Source organism: Desulfotignum balticum DSM 7044 (assembly GCF_000421285.1).
GTDB classification, from domain to species: Bacteria; Desulfobacterota; Desulfobacteria; order Desulfobacterales; family Desulfobacteraceae; genus Desulfotignum; species Desulfotignum balticum.
Map to the genome: position 1 here is coordinate 2844701 of NZ_ATWO01000001.1, position 18199 is coordinate 2862899.

Annotated in this window: 10 protein-coding genes; 1 reads left to right on the forward strand and 9 read right to left on the reverse strand. The window is 53.7% G+C overall.

The features are described from left to right. Nucleotides 1-29: 29 nt before the first annotated feature. Nucleotides 30-1544, forward strand: a complete 1515-nt coding sequence (malQ, locus tag K365_RS0114225; protein WP_024335108.1) for a 4-alpha-glucanotransferase — start codon at nucleotides 30-32, stop codon at nucleotides 1542-1544. On the opposite strand, the gene K365_RS0114230 is transcribed toward malQ, so the two are convergent. The 9 genes from K365_RS0114230 to K365_RS0114270 all read right to left on the reverse strand — a co-directional run bounded on the left by K365_RS0114230 (nucleotide 1531) and on the right by K365_RS0114270 (nucleotide 18195). After that, the gene (locus K365_RS0114230) at nucleotides 1531-2787 is read right to left on the reverse strand and encodes a YhjD/YihY/BrkB family envelope integrity protein (protein ID WP_029725347.1); all 1257 of its coding nucleotides are present in this window, start codon (nucleotides 2785-2787) and stop codon (nucleotides 1531-1533) included. The two genes, malQ and K365_RS0114230, sit on opposite strands and share 14 nt — an antisense overlap. A 21-nt stretch (nucleotides 2788-2808) precedes the next feature. Next, on the reverse strand, nucleotides 2809-2967 hold the full coding sequence (locus K365_RS27400; RefSeq protein WP_006964620.1) for a YqaE/Pmp3 family membrane protein: 159 nt from the start codon (nucleotides 2965-2967) through the stop codon (nucleotides 2809-2811). Between the two features lie 134 nt (nucleotides 2968-3101). Next, nucleotides 3102-4334, reverse strand: coding sequence for a glycogen synthase (gene glgA, locus K365_RS0114240; protein WP_024335110.1), 1233 nt, complete (start codon nucleotides 4332-4334; stop codon nucleotides 3102-3104). A 16-nt stretch (nucleotides 4335-4350) separates the two neighbouring features. After that, nucleotides 4351-6333: a 1,4-alpha-glucan branching protein GlgB gene (gene glgB / locus K365_RS0114245; RefSeq protein WP_024335111.1), complete on the reverse strand. Its 1983-nt coding sequence runs from the start codon at nucleotides 6331-6333 to the stop codon at nucleotides 4351-4353. Between the two features lie 16 nt (nucleotides 6334-6349). Then, nucleotides 6350-9697 (reverse strand): maltose alpha-D-glucosyltransferase, encoded by a 3348-nt coding sequence (gene treS / locus K365_RS0114250; RefSeq protein WP_024335112.1) that lies wholly within the window; start codon nucleotides 9695-9697, stop codon nucleotides 6350-6352. A gap of 24 nt (nucleotides 9698-9721) precedes the next feature. Then, the gene (locus K365_RS0114255; protein WP_024335113.1) at nucleotides 9722-11710 is read right to left on the reverse strand and encodes an alpha-1,4-glucan--maltose-1-phosphate maltosyltransferase; all 1989 of its coding nucleotides are present in this window, start codon (nucleotides 11708-11710) and stop codon (nucleotides 9722-9724) included. Between the two features lie 36 nt (nucleotides 11711-11746). Further along, a complete protein-coding gene (locus K365_RS0114260) occupies nucleotides 11747-13342 on the reverse strand; it encodes a glycogen synthase (RefSeq protein ID WP_024335114.1) in 1596 nt (531 codons plus the stop codon). 1 nt (nucleotide 13343) lies between these two features. Next, nucleotides 13344-15461 carry a VTT domain-containing protein gene (locus K365_RS0114265; RefSeq protein WP_024335115.1) on the reverse strand — a complete coding sequence of 706 codons (2118 nt, stop codon included), beginning with the start codon at nucleotides 15459-15461 and terminating at the stop codon, nucleotides 13344-13346. Beyond that, nucleotides 15439-18195: a cation-translocating P-type ATPase gene (locus K365_RS0114270; RefSeq protein ID WP_024335116.1), complete on the reverse strand. Its 2757-nt coding sequence runs from the start codon at nucleotides 18193-18195 to the stop codon at nucleotides 15439-15441. Before K365_RS0114270 ends, K365_RS0114265 begins: the two co-directional genes overlap by 23 nt. Nucleotides 18196-18199 lie beyond the last annotated feature (4 nt).

The following is an 18199-nucleotide window of genomic DNA, read 5'->3' on the forward strand; positions in this document are numbered from 1 at the left end:
CGCTTCAGCCCGACAGAAAAGGATTGTTCATGACCATCCGCACAAACGGTATCCTCATGCACATAACCTGTCTCCCCGGCAGATACGGAATCGGTGATCTGGGACCCGCAGCCTATGGATTTGCCGATTTTTTATCTGCAACCGGCCAGCAGATATGGCAGGTGCTGCCCCTGAACCCTGTTGACCCCCAAAGCGGCTCACCCTACAGCAGCCCGTCAGCATTTGCAGGCAACCCGTTGCTGATAAGCCCGGATTTTCTGGTCCGTGCCGGTCTGCTGGATGAAACCCTGCCCCAACAGCCATTTTCCGATACCCGCGTTGACTATCCAGCGGTGGCAGAACATAAGCACACCCTTTTTCAACTGGCTTTTGAACGCCTGGAACAACAGAGAAAAACACTTGCAGGCTTTGACCGGTTCTGCGCCCGGCAAACAGCCTGGCTGGAAGATTATGCAACATACATGGCCCTCAAAGAACATTTTAACCAGGCCTTCTGGCAGCAATGGCCCCAACCCTTAAGGGACCGCCACCCGGATGCCTTGGCCGAGATGCAGGACAAACTGGCCAGACAGATCAGATTTCATCAATTTGTACAGTTTTTGTTTTTCCGTCAGTGGCAGGCACTCAAAAAATACTGCAATGCCCGAAATATCCGTCTATATGGAGATCTTCCCATCTATCTGCCTTTTGACAGTGCAGATGTCTGGAGCTGTCCGCAGCAATACAAACTGGATGAAAACAAATCACCGACAAAAGTATCCGGGGTCCCACCGGATTACTTCAGTGACACCGGTCAGCTCTGGGGCCATCCCGTGTACGACTGGCAATACCTGCAGAAAAACGATTACGCGTGGTGGCTCAAACGGTTTGCACACAACTTTGACATGTTTGACGTGGTGCGCATCGATCATTTCAGGGGTCTGGTGGCATATTGGGAGGTTGCAGCCTCGGCAAAGACCGCTGTTGACGGGGAATGGGTGGAGGTCCCGGGTGAAGATTTTTTTACCCGCTTGACCATGCGGTTCGGTCGGCTGCCGGTGATCGCCGAGGATCTGGGCACGATCACACCGGATGTCCATGAATGCATGCGCAGATTTCAATTGCCCGGCATGCGGGTGCTGCAGTTCGCCTTTGGCGACGATTTCCCCCACAGTTCCTTTTTGCCCCATCACCATATCCGGGACTGTATCGTTTACACCGGCACCCATGACAACAACACCATCCGCGGCTGGTTTGAACAGGAACTTACCGACCAGGCAAAGGCCCGATTGCAGCGCTACCTGGGCAGCCATATCTCCAGGGAAAACATTCACCGGCAAATGATACGCCTGGCCATGATGTCTGTGGCTGATACAGTGATCATCCCGCTCCAGGACATTCTGGGCTTAGGTCCTGATGCCCGTCTGAACCAGCCGGCCGGGGCACAGGACAACTGGCAGTGGCGGCTGCCGAAAGGCAGGTTGACAAAACAGCATGCGAAATGGCTTACAACGGCCACGGCTACCTACGGCCGAAGCCGGGTGTCAACAATCAGACATCTTTGAGGAACCGCTCCCCGGATGACTGCCTGGCAGCTGCTGCAAATGATTCCAGGCTCTGTTCCAGCGCTGACAGCTCCAGGGTGTCGCCCAGATACAGATCATCTTCTCCCATTTTTTCAAACGCTGTCACAACATCCATGACAGTCAGGCGTTCTATGTCCCAGGCCGGGGCAAAGCCGGGGTCAGGGGCGCTGACTTTGAATAGAATGCGGCTGTGGACCAGTTTTTCCATAAAAACCGATGTAATGTTCACAGACAGGTTAAGATGGTCGGCAACTGATAAAGATGTCACCGGTGCCCGGCCCTGGGCGAACCGGTTCACACAAAAGACCGCTATCTTGAGGATGATCAGTTTTTTCACCCGGATACTGATGTGTTCATATTCCGGGTCATCTGTCTGAAGCACATCAAAATTTTCCCAGACAAAGGAGATCTCAGCGCCGAACAGCACAATGGTCCAGGACGTCTTCAACCACAATAAAAACAAGGGTATGGCGGCAAAACTGCCGTAAATGGCATTATAGGTGGAGACACCCACCTGGAATTGGACATAGGCTATCTGGGCCAGCTGAAAAATGGTGCCGGCAATGATTCCTCCGCCCAGAGCAGCCCGGACATTCACATTTTTATTGGGGATAAACATATAAAAAAAGGTGAATACCATCCAGACCGTCACAAAGGGAAAAACATTCAAACCAAAAGAAATCACACGGCCCAGACCGGCGGGAAGGTCCAGGATTGCCATGAATTTTTCCAGATAACCGGTGATAAAAATGGTGGCGCTGCCTGAAAAGATTACCAGCAGCCCCGCAGCCAGGGCAATGGCGATATAATCGGTAATTTTGCGGATAATACGTCGGTTCCCCCTGACCCGCCAGATTCTGTTGAATGTATCTTCCATGTGGCCCATGAGTTTTATCAGCGCATACATCAAAAAAATGATGCCCAGCACCGCCATGAGCCCGCCTTTGGTTCTTTCCAGCAGATTGACGGAAAAGGTCAGAACATTCTGGATGATCTGTTCCTGGCCGGCAAACAAAGACAGTATCCGGGTTTCAAGATATTGCTGGAAACCGAATCCTTTGGCAATGCCGAATGCCATGGCCATGACCGGCACAATGGCCAACAAAGTATACAGGGTTAAGGCCGATGCCTGCAAGCTGCACAGGTCCCGGACAAATTCCCTGCCTGAAATCCGGAAAATACCATATCCGAATTGCCAGTATCTGTTCAGGACGCTTTTGATATTATTTCCCCTGTTCCTAGGTCAGCGCTTGGCAATAATCCAGACGGCATGCACGATGCCGGGGATATATCCCAAGAGAGTCAAAAGGATGTTCAACCAGAACGCTCCCCCGATTCCCACCTGAAGAAAAACACCCAGCGGCGGTAAAAGTATCGCAACCAAAATCCGAATCAGATCCATATTCTTTCTCCTTATATTCCGTTGTTTTAGGGTTTATCATCTCGATTATTTGTTCCACGTTACGGTAGAAAAAAAATCCAGGTATTGTCAATCAAAAAGGCTCAAAAGCTTAGGGGATGAAATTCTTCAGCAATTTAGGTATCCCTATACTGACCGTGATTTTTGATCAGGTGCTGATAAAAATCCACGGTCTGCCGGGCAATGCTGGTCCAGGAAAACTGTTTTTCGATTCTTTTGCGGGCTGCCGCACCCATTCGGGTCCTTTTTTCCGGCGCCCGCACCAGGGTGTTGATGGCAGCTGCCAGATCTGCAGCAAATTCTTCCGGCCTTTTGGGTTCTGCATCCTCTTTGGCTGCAAAGGGAACCAGAAGCCCGGTTTCCCCATGGACCACCACTTCCGGAATCCCCCCGACCGCTGCAGCCACCACCGGTGTACTGCACGCACCTGCCTCAAGGTTGATGATACCGAAAGGTTCATACACAGAAGGGCATACAAAAACAGCGGCATGGCTGTAAAGGACCGGCAGATCCTGCAAAGGGATTGCTTCTGGAATCCAGAGAATCTCTCTGCCTGTTTCCTGCCTGGCGCTTTTTACCCGGGTTTCCATTTCCTGTGCAATCTCTCCGGTATCAGGTGCACTGGCACACAGAACGGTCTGTACGCCCGGATCCACCATGGCAATGGCCCGGATCAGATGCATGATCCCCTTTTGTCTGGTAATCCTGCCCACAAAAAGAATATAGGGTTTGTCCGGATCAATGCCGTAGGCTCTGAGTGTTTCCGGCCGGGATGTTTTACAAAAAAATTGGGTATCCACCCCGTTATAAATGACCCGGATCTTTTCAGGAGGAATCGGGTAAAGATCCATCACGTTCTGTTTCATTGTTTCAGACACGGCAATAATACCGTCTGCATTTTCCATGGCTGCTTTTTCCAGCCAGCAGGTGGCATGGTAGCTGTCACCGAGCTGGTCTTTTTTCCAGGGACGGTGGGGCTCAAGGGAATGGGTGGTGACAACCAGAGGGGCTGCAAGAATTTCTCTGAGCAGACACCCGGCCATATAGGTGTACCAGGTGTGGCAGTGAATCACATCCGCCGTATTTGCAGTACCGGTCATGATGGCATTGCGCAGCAGGGTATCCGTCAGTTTTAGCCGCTGCAGTTCAGGTGTTTCTGAAGATATCTCCGGTACCCCTGATACCCGCAGATGGGGGGCGGACTGGTTCTGGTCACCGAAACACAGGACATCGAACGCATCTGTCTCAGATGACAGGGCTGCCATTTCCCGGACAAGATGCGCCACATGCACCCCGGCTCCGCCGTAGATATTGGGGGGATACTCATTGGTCAGAATCAATGTTTTCATTGGTTATCGCCTTTGATTACAGGGTTGCATTTTGTTTTGTGTAAACTATTTCAGGGGCTGTTTTCTGCAGGAAAACAACAGCCAGGGGCGGCAGGACCAGGTTCAGAGAAAAGGGAAACCCGTGGGCCGGCACCGGGGAGGCTTCAATTTGTCCCAGGCTGCCCTGGTTGCTGCCCCCGTATTCTTTTGCATCACTGTTGAGGCATTCTTTCCAGAACCCATCCGCTAAAACCCCCACCCGGTAATTGGGACGGGGAATGGGCGTAAAATTACACACAGCAATAATAGTTTCCTTTTCATCCCTGTCCTTGCGCAAGAAAGTGAGGGTGGACTGCTGCACATCATTGCAGTCGATCCATTGGAATCCCTGCCGGGAAAAATCATTTGCGTGCATGGCCGGGGTGCGCCGGTAGAACTGGTTCAGATCTTCGATCCAGCGCTGAAGCCCCTTGTTGAACGAATTTTCCAGCAAATGCCAGTCCAGGCTGCTGTCATGGTTCCATTCCCGGCTCTGGCCGATCTCGCCCCCCATAAAAATCAGTTTTTTGGCCGGCTGGGCATACATGTATCCAAAAAGCAGGCGCAGTCCGGCAAACTTCTGCCATTCATCTCCGGGCATTTTACCCAGCAAAGATCCCTTGCCGTGGACAACCTCATCGTGGGACAAAGGCAGCACATAGTTTTCATTAAAGGCATATATCATCCGGAAGGTCAGTTTGTCGTGATGAAAGCTGCGGTGGACGGGATCCATGGACATATACGCCAGGGTGTCGTGCATCCATCCCATGTCCCATTTCATGTCAAAACCCAGTCCCCCCAGGTGAACCGGTCTGGAAACCATGGGCCAGTCAGTGGATTCCTCGGCAATGGTGACTGCCCCGGGAAAATTTTCATGAATCTCCCCGTTGAACCGCTTCAAAAAGGCAACCGCTTCCAGATTTTCCCGCCCCCCGTATATGTTGGGCTCCCACTCACCCGCTTTCCGGGAATAATCCAGATACAGCATTGAGGCCACCGCATCCACCCGGAAACCGTCAATATGGTATTTTTCCAGCCAGAACATGGCACTGCTGATGAGATAGCTGAGGACTTCGTTGCGCCCATAGTTGAAAATAAGACTTTTCCAGTCAGGGTGAAACCCTTTGCGCGGGTCTTCGTGTTCAAACAGATGGGTGCCGTCAAAATACCCCAGGCCGTGCTCATCACTGGGAAAATGGGACGGCACCCAGTCCAGGATCACACCGATACCTTTCTGGTGCAGCCGGTCCACCAGCACCATAAAATCCTGGGGAGTGCCGAAACGGCTGCTGGGGGCAAAATAGCCCAGACACTGATATCCCCAGCTGCCGTAAAAGGGATGTTCCATGACCGGCAGAAATTCCACATGGGTAAATCCCATCTTCAAAAGATAATCCGGCAATTTTTCAGCCAGTTCCCGATAGGTTGCAAACCGGTTATTTTCTTCCGGTATCCGGATCCAGGACCCCAGGTGCATTTCATACGCCGCCATGGGCGCAGATCTCACATTGACATTGCTGCGGTTTTCCATCCAGGTGTCATCTGACCATTCATGGGCCAGATCCCAGGTCACAGATGCGGTCTGGGGGGACAGTTCGGTGAAAAATGCGAACGGGTCTGTTTTGTCCACCTGGTATTCTTTCTGGGTGGAACGGATATGGTATTTGTACAAAGTCCCGGATTTGATACCGGGGATGAATCCCTCCCATATACCTGAATCTGACCGGGGTGTCAGCGGGTGCTGGGTAGTGTACCAGTCGTTGAATGATCCCGTGACAAAAACCGCCTGTGCATTGGGGGCCCACACGGCAAAATAGAATCCATTCTGCCCGTCGACTTTCATGGGGTGGGCACCCAGTTTGTCATACAGGCAGAAATGGCTGCCTTCATTGAATAAAAACAGATCATCTTCGCTCAACAGGCTGATATCGGGGGATTTGTTTTTTTTCTGGTTGAAGGTGGTGTGATCTTGATCAGGCATATCGCCTCCATATGTATCAGGTTTCATTCAATAACTGTTCAATGCCCGTGAGGGGAATATTGATCCAGTCGGGGCGGTTGTTCATTTCATAGCCGAGCTCATACACAGCCTTTTCCATGAGATAGGCATGCAGCAGCACTTCCATATCTTCATGGGAATGCGGAAGAAAATTGGCATCAGCACTTCTGGCCAGATATTCACCCAGGTACTGGGCACTCACCCACATCCGCCATTCCTCTGCCTTGGCCGCCATGGTCCCGCGCAGTTCAGGATGAAACATACCCCTTGTTTCCTCGGCCTGGAGGGCCACATGACAGGCATAGTGAAATGACCGCAAAAGCCCTGCCACATCCCGGAGGGGAGACCGTTTGATGCGCCGCTCACTTACGGGCCGGACCGGTTCTCCTTCAAAATCGATAATCACAAAATCATGACCTGTGTGTAAAATCTGTCCCAGGTGAAAATCACCGTGGCACCGCAGGCGCATGGCGCTGATTTTTCGGCTTGTGAGCGCCCTGAAACGGTCAATGATCTCCTGCCTGCGGTCCAGTATCTGTTTTGCGGCGGCATGAATGTGTTCCGGCAATGGATTTTTCCGGGCCCTGATGCGTTTTTCAAGCTGTCCCAGTACCCTGCCTGCCATGGAATTCATGGACTGGAAAAGAGCGCGCTGGTAGAGTTTGGAAAACGGTTCCGGTGTGAACAACGGATCCTGAGATGCCGATGCCAGTGCCGCATGCATCTGGGCTGTGCGCCGGGCCAGCAGGACAGCGGATTCAAAATAAAATCCGATCTGCGTTTCCATCTCAGGGGGAACAGGCATCCGGCTCAATGCCAGCAAGCTTTTGCGGGGCAGAGAAACCGGGATATTTTCCCGGCTCTCCATCACCCGTTCAAAAAATCCGGACAGGCTGCTTACGGTATAGGCCCAGGCATCACCCTGGTTGGCCACATACTCCTGGAGAATACCCACTGTACCGGGTTCCTCATCCTGACGGGTATATTCCAGAAACCCGGCAAGACCGGGCAGACCGGCAAACCCCCTGCCGGCCAGAAACCGCGATATTTCCAGGTCGGGGTTGATCCCTTCCTGCAGGCGGCGGAACAGCTTGAGAATGAACCGGTGCCCGAAAATGATGGAGGTATTGCTCTGTTCCGTGCTTATCACCCGGGTTTCCATGGGCAGGCTCAGTGTGCTGTACATGCGTTTAAACCCGGTGGCAGGTGTTGCCGTCAACCTGCCCTGGCTGCCTTTTGCAGATTGCCTGCGGTGGATCATTTCCAAAAGCACCTGGCAGAACCCCGGATGAAAAAGACCGTCCACAAGAAACCCTTCCTGCCCTTTGGATGTCATTTTTATCTGTGCCATGACCGCCTGAGGATGGTTCTCCATGACAGCTGCACCGTCTGCTGCGCTCAGACAGGTAACCGGCAGGATATAGGTTTCATCGTTACCGTCTGTGTACCCCAGGGTTACCAGGAGCATATACCCTGCCCGGACATGGTTGCCCACAGACACCTGGTCACCCAGGGCAAGGGACTTGATGCGGCTGTCCTTGGCGCCAAACCACCGGCATTTCACAATATAGGACCGCAGATGTTTCTCAAAACGTCTGCGCAGGTTCCCCTGCATCGCCTCCTCCCATTGTGTGCGCACCTCGAATACCGGCAGTTCGGTATCTCTGTCAGCCGCTGTATCCGCCTCTGTGGGGGAAGTTAGCAGAAACCAGAAAAAACCATGGGGCCCCAGGGTGAGAAAATACGGGGCATCGGTAATGCCCGGAAAAGGGGTGTTGCCGAATATTTCCACAGGAATCTTTCCTTCATGCCCCTGCATATCCAGTTCAGCATACTGCACAAACCGCGAAAGATTGACCACCACCAGCACGGACTGGTCTTCATGCCGGCGGGTAAAGGCCAGAATTTTGGGATTTTCCGGTTCCAGAAACACCAGATCCCCCTTGCTGAAAGCGGGTATGCGGCTGCGCAGGGTGAGCAGCCGCCGTATCCACCAGAAAAGGGAATGGCGGTTCTGCTTCTGAGCTTCGACGTTGAGCACCCCGAAATGGTATTCAGGATCGGTGATCACCGGCAGATAGAGCTGGTGGGGATTGCACCGGGAAAACCCGGCATTCCGGTCCGGGCTCCACTGCATGGGGGTGCGGACCCCGTTTCTGTCACCCAGGTAGATATTGTCCCCCATACCGATCTCATCCCCGTAATACAGGATGGGGGTGCCCGGCAGGCAGAGCAGCAACGCATACATCAGTTCGATCCTGCGGCGGTGGTTGCCCATGAGCGGTGCCAGGCGCCGCCGGATGCCTAAGTTCACGCGCATGCGCACATCCCTGGCATAGGCCCGGTACATGTAATCACGTTCTTCATCCGTGACCATTTCCAGGGTCAGTTCATCGTGGTTCCGCAAAAAGATAGCCCATTGACAGGATTCCGGAATCGCCGGCGTGGTGTCAAGAATTTCAGTGACCGGCAACCGGCTTTCCATGTGCACGGCCATGTAAAGCCGGGGCATCAGGGGAAAATGAAAACTCATATGACACTCATCACCCTCCCCGAAATATTGGACAGCATCTTCGGGCCACTGGTTGGCTTCGGCCAGAAACATTCTGCCCTGGTATTTTTCATCCATGCGCTGCCGCAGCTTTTTTAGAAACACATGGGTTTCAGGCAGGTTTTCGCAGTTGGTCCCTTCCCGCTCGTACAGGTAGGGAATGGCATCCAGCCGCAGGCCGTCCACCCCCATGTCCATCCAGAAATCCAACGCCTTGAAGATCGCGTCATGCACTTTTGGGTTGTCAAAGTTGAGATCCGGCTGGTGGGAGTAGAACCGGTGCCAGAAATAGGCTTTGGCCACCGGATCCCAGGTCCAGTTGCTGCTCTCAAAATCCTGAAAAATAATGCGGGCATCCGTGTATTTTTCCGGGGTATCGCTCCACACGTAAAAATTACGCCAGGCACTGCCCGGTTTTGACCGGCGGGACCGCTGAAACCAGGGATGCTGGTCTGAGGTGTGGTTGATCACAAGTTCTGTGATCACCTGCATGTTCCGCTTGCGCGCCGCCCGCATAAATGCCTTGAAATCTGCCAGCGTGCCGTATGCCGGATTGATGGCCTTGAAATCAGATATATCGTATCCATCATCTTTCAGGGGAGAAGGGTAAAAGGGCAGCAGCCACAGGGCGGTGACACCCAGTTCCTGCAGATACCCCAGTTTCTCGGTAAGGCCCTTGAAATCACCGATGCCATCCCCATTGCTGTCATAAAACGTCTTGATATGGAGCTGATAAATCACTGCATCTTTGTACCATAGCGGATCATTTTGCGGTTGCGGTGTGCGTTTTGCCATAAGATTGCTGTCCTTTATGTCTTGTTACATAAAATAATCAAAATCATTTTCCCTGCGCATCCTGCGGCGGATCCGGAAAACCTGCACCGGCACCACCCCGGGATCGATTTCCAGATAATTGTACCCCTCATGCCACAGGTACCTGGCATCGCTCACCAGATCATGCATCTGAAAGCTTTTTTCACCAGGCACACCCATTTGTTCAAAAGGCAGCCGCACCCAGGCGCTGTGGGTGTGGTGGGGATCCAGATTGGCTGCCACAAAAATGATGTTGGAAAAATCATCCGTATATTTGCTGAAGCACAGGATCTCTTCTTTATCCACCGGGTGGAACATCAGGTTCCGGGTCTGCTGCAGGGCGGGATTCTCCCGCCTGATCCGGTTGATTCTGGTGATAAACGGCCGGATGGTGTTGGGCGCTTCCAGGTCCCAATGACGGATTTCGTATTTTTCCGAATCCATATACTCCTCCCCCCCGGGAGCAAGGGGCTGGTTCACACACAGCTCAAAGGCCGGGCCGTAGATGCCGTAACTGGATGAAAGGGTGGCAGCCAGCATCAGGCGGAGGATAAACGCCGGCCGCCCCCCCAGTTGCAAGAATTCCGGCAGGATATCCGGGGTATTGGGCCACAGGTTGGGCCAGAAAAACTCTTTCACATGGGTCTGTGTCAAGGTGTCAAAATACTGCTCAATTTCCCATTTCAGATTGCGCCAGGTAAAATAGGTATAGGACTGGGTAAATCCGCCCTTGGCCAGCCGGTACATGGTCTTTGGCCTGGTGAATGCCTCCGCCAGAAAGATCGTTTCCGGGTACCGGTTTTTGCAGTCTTCAATGAGCCATTCCCAGAACCGCAATGGTTTGGTATGGGGATTATCAATTCTGAATATGCGTATTCCCTTGTCTATCCAAAAATGGATGACACCTGATAATTCCTGCCGCAGGCTTTCACAATGGGGTGATTCAAATTCAAAGGGATAAATATCCTGATATTTTTTAGGGGGATTTTCTGCATACTGCACCGTACCGTCTTCCCGCCAGTGAAACCATTCAGGATGTTCAGTGACATACGGGTGGTCCGGGCTGCACTGAAACGCGATATCCAGTGCGATATCGATGCCGTATTCTTTGGCCTTGACCTTCAACTGCAAGAAGTCTTCCATGGTCCCCAGTTCCGGATGAATTGATGTATGCCCGCCCTCAGCAGCCCCAATGGCCCAGGGACTGCCGGGATCCCCCGGCCCGGTCGTGACCGTGTTGTTCCTTCCTTTGCGGTGGCTGCGCCCGATGGGATGGATCGGCGGCAGATACAGCACATCAAATCCCATCTTTGCAATATAGGGCAGCCGGTTGATACAGTCTTTGAACGTACCGTGACGGGCTGGATCATCATCAGCACAGGAACGGGGAAACATTTCATACCAGGTGCTGTACAGGGCCTTGCGCGGCTCGATTCTTAAGGGCAGCACCTTTGGATAATCCACCTGGCTGCTGAGATCCGGATACCGTGCCATAAGCCCGGCAAAGACGGTATCGTTGAGAAAAACATCCGGGTGTTCTGCCGCCGCCGAAGACATGAGCTGCTCTGCCAGACGGTTCAGCTGATCGGCGTCTTCCTTTTTTGCCCGCGCTGCCGCTTCTTCGGCCATGCGTGCACCCTCCATCAGTTCCACAGACACGTTCTGGCCGTCTGCCTGCTTTTTTGACACCTGACTGCGCCAGGTGTCAAACCGGTCTATCCAGGCGGTGACCGTGTATTCATAGATTCCCATTTCACGGGGAATAAAAGCGGCCTGCCACAGGTCGTTCACCAGCAGCTGCATGGGAATCTGCCGCCACCGGGAAACGCCGGCCCTGCGGTACAGCAGCCGGACCGCCAGCCGGTCATGGCCGTCCACAAAGATATCTGCTGAAATGGTGACTGTTTCATTTACGGCCCGCCTGGCGGGAAACCGGCCGTTGTCAACAGAAGGGGTTACATTTTCGATCACAACGCGTTTGATGAAATCTGTCATGGGATTCTTCTCTTTTTTTTAGCGGTTAGCGGTTAGCTAACCATACAATTTTTCCACATACTGCTGTGCGGCATGCTGCCACAAAAACCGTGCGGCCGCCGCATTGGTTTTTATCTGCTGCCATTTGTCCGGATCGTTTTTGAACAGTTCAATGGCCTGGCTGGCGGTTTCAACAAAATTTTGTGCCTGGTCATCCAGATCGCTGCCCCCGAAACAAAACCCATTCACCCCATGAATGACAGTATCGCACAACCCGCCGACAGCATGCACCACACAGGGCTGTCCATCCCGCATGGCCAGCATCTGGCCGATGCCGCAGGGTTCAAAAGAACTGGGCATCAAAAAAAGATCCCCATTGGCATACAGGGTCCGGGCTGCCTGATCTGAAAATCCGTGAAGGAAAATAAAATTGGGAAACCAGGCTTCCAGCTGGGTGAAAAACCGCACAAATTGGTCATGGCCGGTTCCCAGAAGCACATACACCCCGTCATCTCCCAGTGCCGTCAGAATTCGGGCCATGGCTGACATGCCGTCCTGGCCCTGGCGCATGAGCAACACCTTCTGCTCTGTCAGACGCGTAACACTGCACAGCACCATTCGTGAGTGATCAGGTCGTGAGCGGTCAGGCCGGGGGCGGTTGCGCCGCTGTAACAGGCCCGACAGGTTGTGGCCGGCGATAAAGTCCGCACTGGACACTGTCTGCCGGCCGGCAGACCACTGCATGATCTGGCGCTGAAAACCTCGGAGCATTTCCGGCATCTCCATGACAGGGGGATGCCTGTTTTCCGGATAGTCGCAGCCGTTGAGGATGCCCGTCAGATTCCCTGTGTCATTTTCATGGGCAAGTACGGCTTGAAGCCCCTGGGCGCCGTGGAACCGGGGCAGGTCATCCGGCCGGCAGATCTCCCGGGCATAGGTTGGGGACACCGTATGCACCCTGTCTGCCAGGCGGATGCCGCAGGCCATCAGGTTGCAGGCATCCGGCCACCGCGGATCCGCCACATCCAGCCAGTGCCAGGTGATATCGGGAAACCAGGCCGACAAGGAGGAGCTGCTGCCGGCCAGAGGCCGCACCCCCTGCAGGGCCAGATTATGGATGGTAAACACCGTCCGGACGCGCTGCAATAGGGCGCAGGCAGGGTGGTACCGGCGCAGCAGGGCCACAAGGGCCATGTGCCAGTCATGCAGATGCATTACATCCGCCCGGGGTATGACTTGCTGGACCAGCGCAGCGGCAGCGGCACTGCAAAAGCAGGCAAACCGGGAACCATCGCTGAAAAAGGGCTGGTCATCCGGATCATGCACATAGATCTGGTGGTGACCGGTGCGGGCATTTACTGCCGCCAGAAACGGGTGATGTATCACATACTGGGTGACCCCCGGGTGCACTTGCTTTGCCGGCACCCGGTACAGCTGTGCGTCATGAAGGGTCCCGCGGAATGGAAAACAGATGTTGGCCACATGTTCCGCCCCGTTGGTCTCGTGCAGAAACCCGTACCCTGGCGTTACAACGCTTACCTGGTGACCAAGGTCCGCCAGAGCCGGTGCAATATCCCGCACCACATCCGCCACACCGCCCACTTTGGCATTGGGCAGGCTGTCATTTTCTGCAGCCATATGAACGATATGCATGTTATTTTTTCCCCCCTTTGCCGGACAACCGCTTTGTTACCCATATATTTCCTGCAATCATCACAACTGCCAGGGCTGCTGCAATGAGGCCATTCACCCAGCCGGGATGCTGTATGGTATGCAGCAGACGGTCTGCAAATATGGTAATGACCAGAATGCCCGGCAGCATGCCCGCAGCCGTGCCCAGAAGATAATCTTTGAGCCGGATATGGGAGGCCCCGGCGATGAGATTGACCAGGGAAAACGGGGCAACCGGAATATTTCTGATAAGCGCCACTGTTAAAATACCTTGTCTGGCCATTTGCCGGCTGATATGATTCAACTTTTTTCCCGCCACTTTTCGGACCATCTGCTTTCCCAGACCGGCCCCTGCCCAGAAGGTGGTCAGCGCACTCACCAGGCAGCCGCTCAAGGCATAAAGCACACCCATAACGGGATCAAACACCATGGCGGTCACCCCCACCAGCAAGGTGACCGGAACCATCAAAAATCCGCCGGCAACATATACCCCCAGGACAATCAGAAAAGACAGGGGCTGGTCCTGGATTTTTTCAGCCCAGGCAGCCAGGTTTTCTCTTGTGGCCCATTCAGCCAGAGGCGACCATCGCCAGGCCGCAGCCAGCGAAAGCAGAATCAGCAGCACCCCTGCCAGCTTCATTACCTGGGGCACTCTGGACGTACCCTGTTCATTTCTGGCAAACCGATCCATCATACGGTCAAAGGCAATGGGGGTTTCCGGGTCAAGAAGTTCATGGTCCCGGACAATTGCTGCGCCGTCAACGGGCAGGGCCTGGTCAAATGACAGTTTTTGCAACCTGCGGCCGGAAGACTCAGACAAGGATGCAATGGTCTGATTCATTGCACCCTGTCTGGCAAACGCCTTGACCACACCATCAACGGGTTTGTCAAGGTGTTCAGCCAACAGCCGGTTGCGCAGAGAAAGAATGGCTTGCCCAACGCTGTCATCTTCTTTTGCCGCAACAGCCAAAACGCATTCAGAATCAAAGCGCATGGACCGGTTGCTTACATTGGCAGAGCCGATCAATGCCAGCCGGTCATCAACAATCATCAGTTTTGCATGGACATACAAAGCGGTTTTTTCATCATCCAGGGCCGGATAAAACACCTGCAGGCGGTGGTGGTCATCTGCCGCAGACAGCTGTTTCAACACCCGTGCCCGTATGGAATCCATGGTGCTCTGTTCCAGCCATCCGCTGGATTCTCTGGGAAGAACGATACAGATGTCAGGTCCCTGTTCCTGTGAAAGGCTGTCTTCAAGCGCTCCGGCTATTTTGGCGGATGTCAGATACTGGGTTTCGATATAAATGGCTTTTTCTGCCGCTTTGATGCCGTCTGTGTAAAGCGTTTCGACTTCCAGGACCGGATCCCGGCCTTTGTATGCCGGCAGTGTCCGGGAGATTCCCATCTGTATATCCAACAGATCCGGCGGCAGGTTTTCGGGCCATGGAGGAGCGGATGCGGTTTTTGGCAATGCAATACTGTAACCGGTCGCCCATTGCCAGCGGTCTGTAAACAATTGGCCCAGTTTTTCAGCCGCCTCTCCCTGCACGGCCATCTGAATATCATGAAACGGTGGGTATGGCTCCCCTTCCGGTGTTGTCCTCAGGGGATCGTGCAGCCGGTGTTCAGGTGTGTCCCACCGGCTGTTTGTCAAATCAAGTCCCCCGCAAAATGCCACTTGATTGTCGATCACCACCAGTTTCTGATGCTGAGATGCCCCCACCGGATGCTGATCATCCTGGTGATAGAATATCCGCCCATGGGTTTTCCATCCCAGTTTCAGGATCGGGAGCCATTCACGCTCCCGCACATACAGCATGGGAAAATCCCAGTTCAGGATATACACATGCAGTTCGGGTGTTCGTTTCACCTTGTCATTGAGAAAAGCGCCAAGATCTGTCTGGTCATCCGGGATCCCATTGCCCCGCAGCAGGGCAATCCGGCTGTCAATGTCCCATGCGGCAATAAAAATGGTTTTCTTTGCCTGCTCCATGGCATCTGCCACTGCTGAAAAGTAGGCAGCGCCATCAATTAAAAAAGCGGCTTTTTGCGCATGCGCAAGACACCAGCAATTATCATTTTCTTTCAGAAGGGTCACTTGAATTTCCTTTTTCAACTGTTCCTTTGTAAAACAATGTCCCTTGTTTCAAAACCTGCACAACCACCAAAGGAATGAAGCTCATGCCGAGGATAAACAGCCACTGGAAGGAAGTGGGCACCACCATGGTCAAAACCCGTGACAACGGCGGAAAGTAAACAGCAAAAACCAGGAGCACAACGCTCAGAATCACGGCACCCCATACAAAAAGATTGCGTGTCACATCGTTGAAGATCACACCGGATTCTGCATCACGCATGTTGAACACATGCCAGGTTCGGGTGAAAGCCAAAATGAGGAAGGTTATGGTCACAGCGCGTTCCCCGGACAAAGACATTTTTTCCAAAGATATCCAGAAACCGGTAAGCGCTGTTACGGCAATGAGCGATCCATAACCAAAAATTGTTATCCAGAGGGCCCTGGTCACAACAGGTTCGCTGGCGGGCCTGGGCGGCCTGTCCATCACCGAGGGTTCTCCTTTGCCCACGCCCAGTGCCAGGGCCGGAAACACATCACTGATCATGTTCAAATAAAGAATCTGCAACGGCAACAGCGGTAATATACTGCCGAAAAGCATGGCCAGACCCACGATCAGAATGGCACCCACGTTCCCGGAAAGCAAAAAAACAATAAACTTGCGGATGTTGCTGAATATGACCCTGCCCTGCTCCATGGCCAGGGCGATGGTGGCGAAATTGTCATCTTTGAGCACAATGTCTGCCGCCTCCCGGGCCACCTGTGTACCACGTCTGCCCATGGCCACGCCGATATCAGCCTTGGTCAGGGCCGGGGCATCATTCACCCCGTCGCCTGTCATGGCCACCACAGACCCGTCGGCCTGAAAAAGCGAAACAAGATTGAGTTTCTGCTCCGGAGAGATGCGCGCAAAAACAGAAGATTGCAGGAGATTGTGACGTTCTTTTGACGTGTAGTCTGCAGGCGGCTTGAGCGTATCCCCATGTATCACTGCCTCCCCATCCCCGGGCAGGTTCAGCTTTTGTGCGATGGCAAATGCAGTCCCAGGATGGTCTCCGGTCACCATGACCACCCGCACCCCGGCCTGCCTGAGTGTGTCGATGACCTTCCGGATGTTTTTCCGGGGTGGATCCAAAAGTCCCGCAAACCCCATGAACGTCAACGATGAATAGGGATCATTTTGCACCGCATCCGTGGATTTGCGGGCGATGCCTAAAACCCTGAGCCCTTCATCCGCCAGGGCTTCATTTGCCTGCAACAGTTTTTCATACACTGTTTCATCCATTTTCCGGGTTTGTCCATCGGTTGTCAGAACCTGGGTGGATGCATCAAGCACGGCTTCAGGCGCACCTTTAACCGCCACCATCTTGTCCTGCTCCCGGGTATGCCAGGTGGCCATCATTTTTGTCTCAGGACTAAAGGCCTCCTCTTTTTTTTCAGGATAGGATGCCAGCAGGTCCTCCCGATGCAGTCCAAGCTTTTTCCCGGCCTGCAGCAGGGCAAGTTCCATGGGATCACCCACATCTTCCCCGTTTTCTGACAGCTGGGCATTGCTGCACAGCATGCCGATGGTCATTATATCTTTCATATGCGTGTTCAGGGAATCATCGGTTTTCACATCCTTTTTAACAGAAAACGGCGGGTCTTCGTCCGGATTCCACCTGACGTGCATCACCTCTTCTGAATCGACCAGGACCAGGGTTGACACAGTCATCTTGTTTTCCGTCAGGGTGCCGGTCTTGTCCGCGCAGATAATGCTGGTTGAACCTAAGGTTTCCACGGCAGAAAGCCTGTTGACCAGCGCATTTTTTTTGGCCATCCGCCACATCCCTCTGGCCAGTGCAATGGTGGCCACGATGGGCAGCCCCTCCGGAATGGCAGCAACTGCCAGTGCGACAGATGTTTTGAAAATCACCACCAGATCTTTGCCGGCCATCACGCCTGTCACTCCTATCAATACGGCAATACCCAGGGTGACCCAGATCAGTTTCTGCCCCAGGCTGTTCAGCCGCTTTTCCAGCGGTGTCAGGACCTCTTCCTGGGCACCCTCGGCCAGCCGTGAAATATGCCCCAGCTGGGTGGACATGCCCGTGGCCACGACCACGCCTTTTCCTGATCCCTGGGTCAGGGCCGTGCCGTTGAAAAGCATGTTGTTTCGCTCGGCAAGGGGGGTATCTTCGGCCAGGGCCGCCACATCCTTGTCCACCGGCACAGACTCTCCGGTCAAGGCAGATTCATCGGCTTTGATCCGGTTGGCCTCGATCAGCCTGAGATCAGCCGGGATCACATCTCCGCCTTCCAGAACCACAATGTCACCGGGAACCAGTTTGGCGGCCTCGATTTTTTGGATCTCTGACTGGCGCAGCACTTTGGCATGCCTCCGGGTCATCTGCTGCAAGGCTTCCATGGACCGCATGGCACGCAGTTCGGTGCCGAACCCGATGAACACATTGACGATCAACGCCACCAGAATGGCGATCCCTTCCAGGAACTGACCGAGAATGAAAGATATGCCGGCAGCCGCAGCCAGGAGCAGTACAATGAGATTCTTGATCTGGGCAGTAAATATCTGCCATGCGGAACGCTGTTTGGCGGCTTCAATCCGGTTGGGACCATATTTTTCCAACCGGCTGCGGGCCTGTTTCGGGTTCAGCCCGTCATCAGAATGTGAGGCAAGCTGTTCAACCGCCTCCTTCGCTTCGAGCATCCAGGGTGATTTGCCATCCAAAGCCGGGTATTCGGTGTCTTTATTATTCATTTAT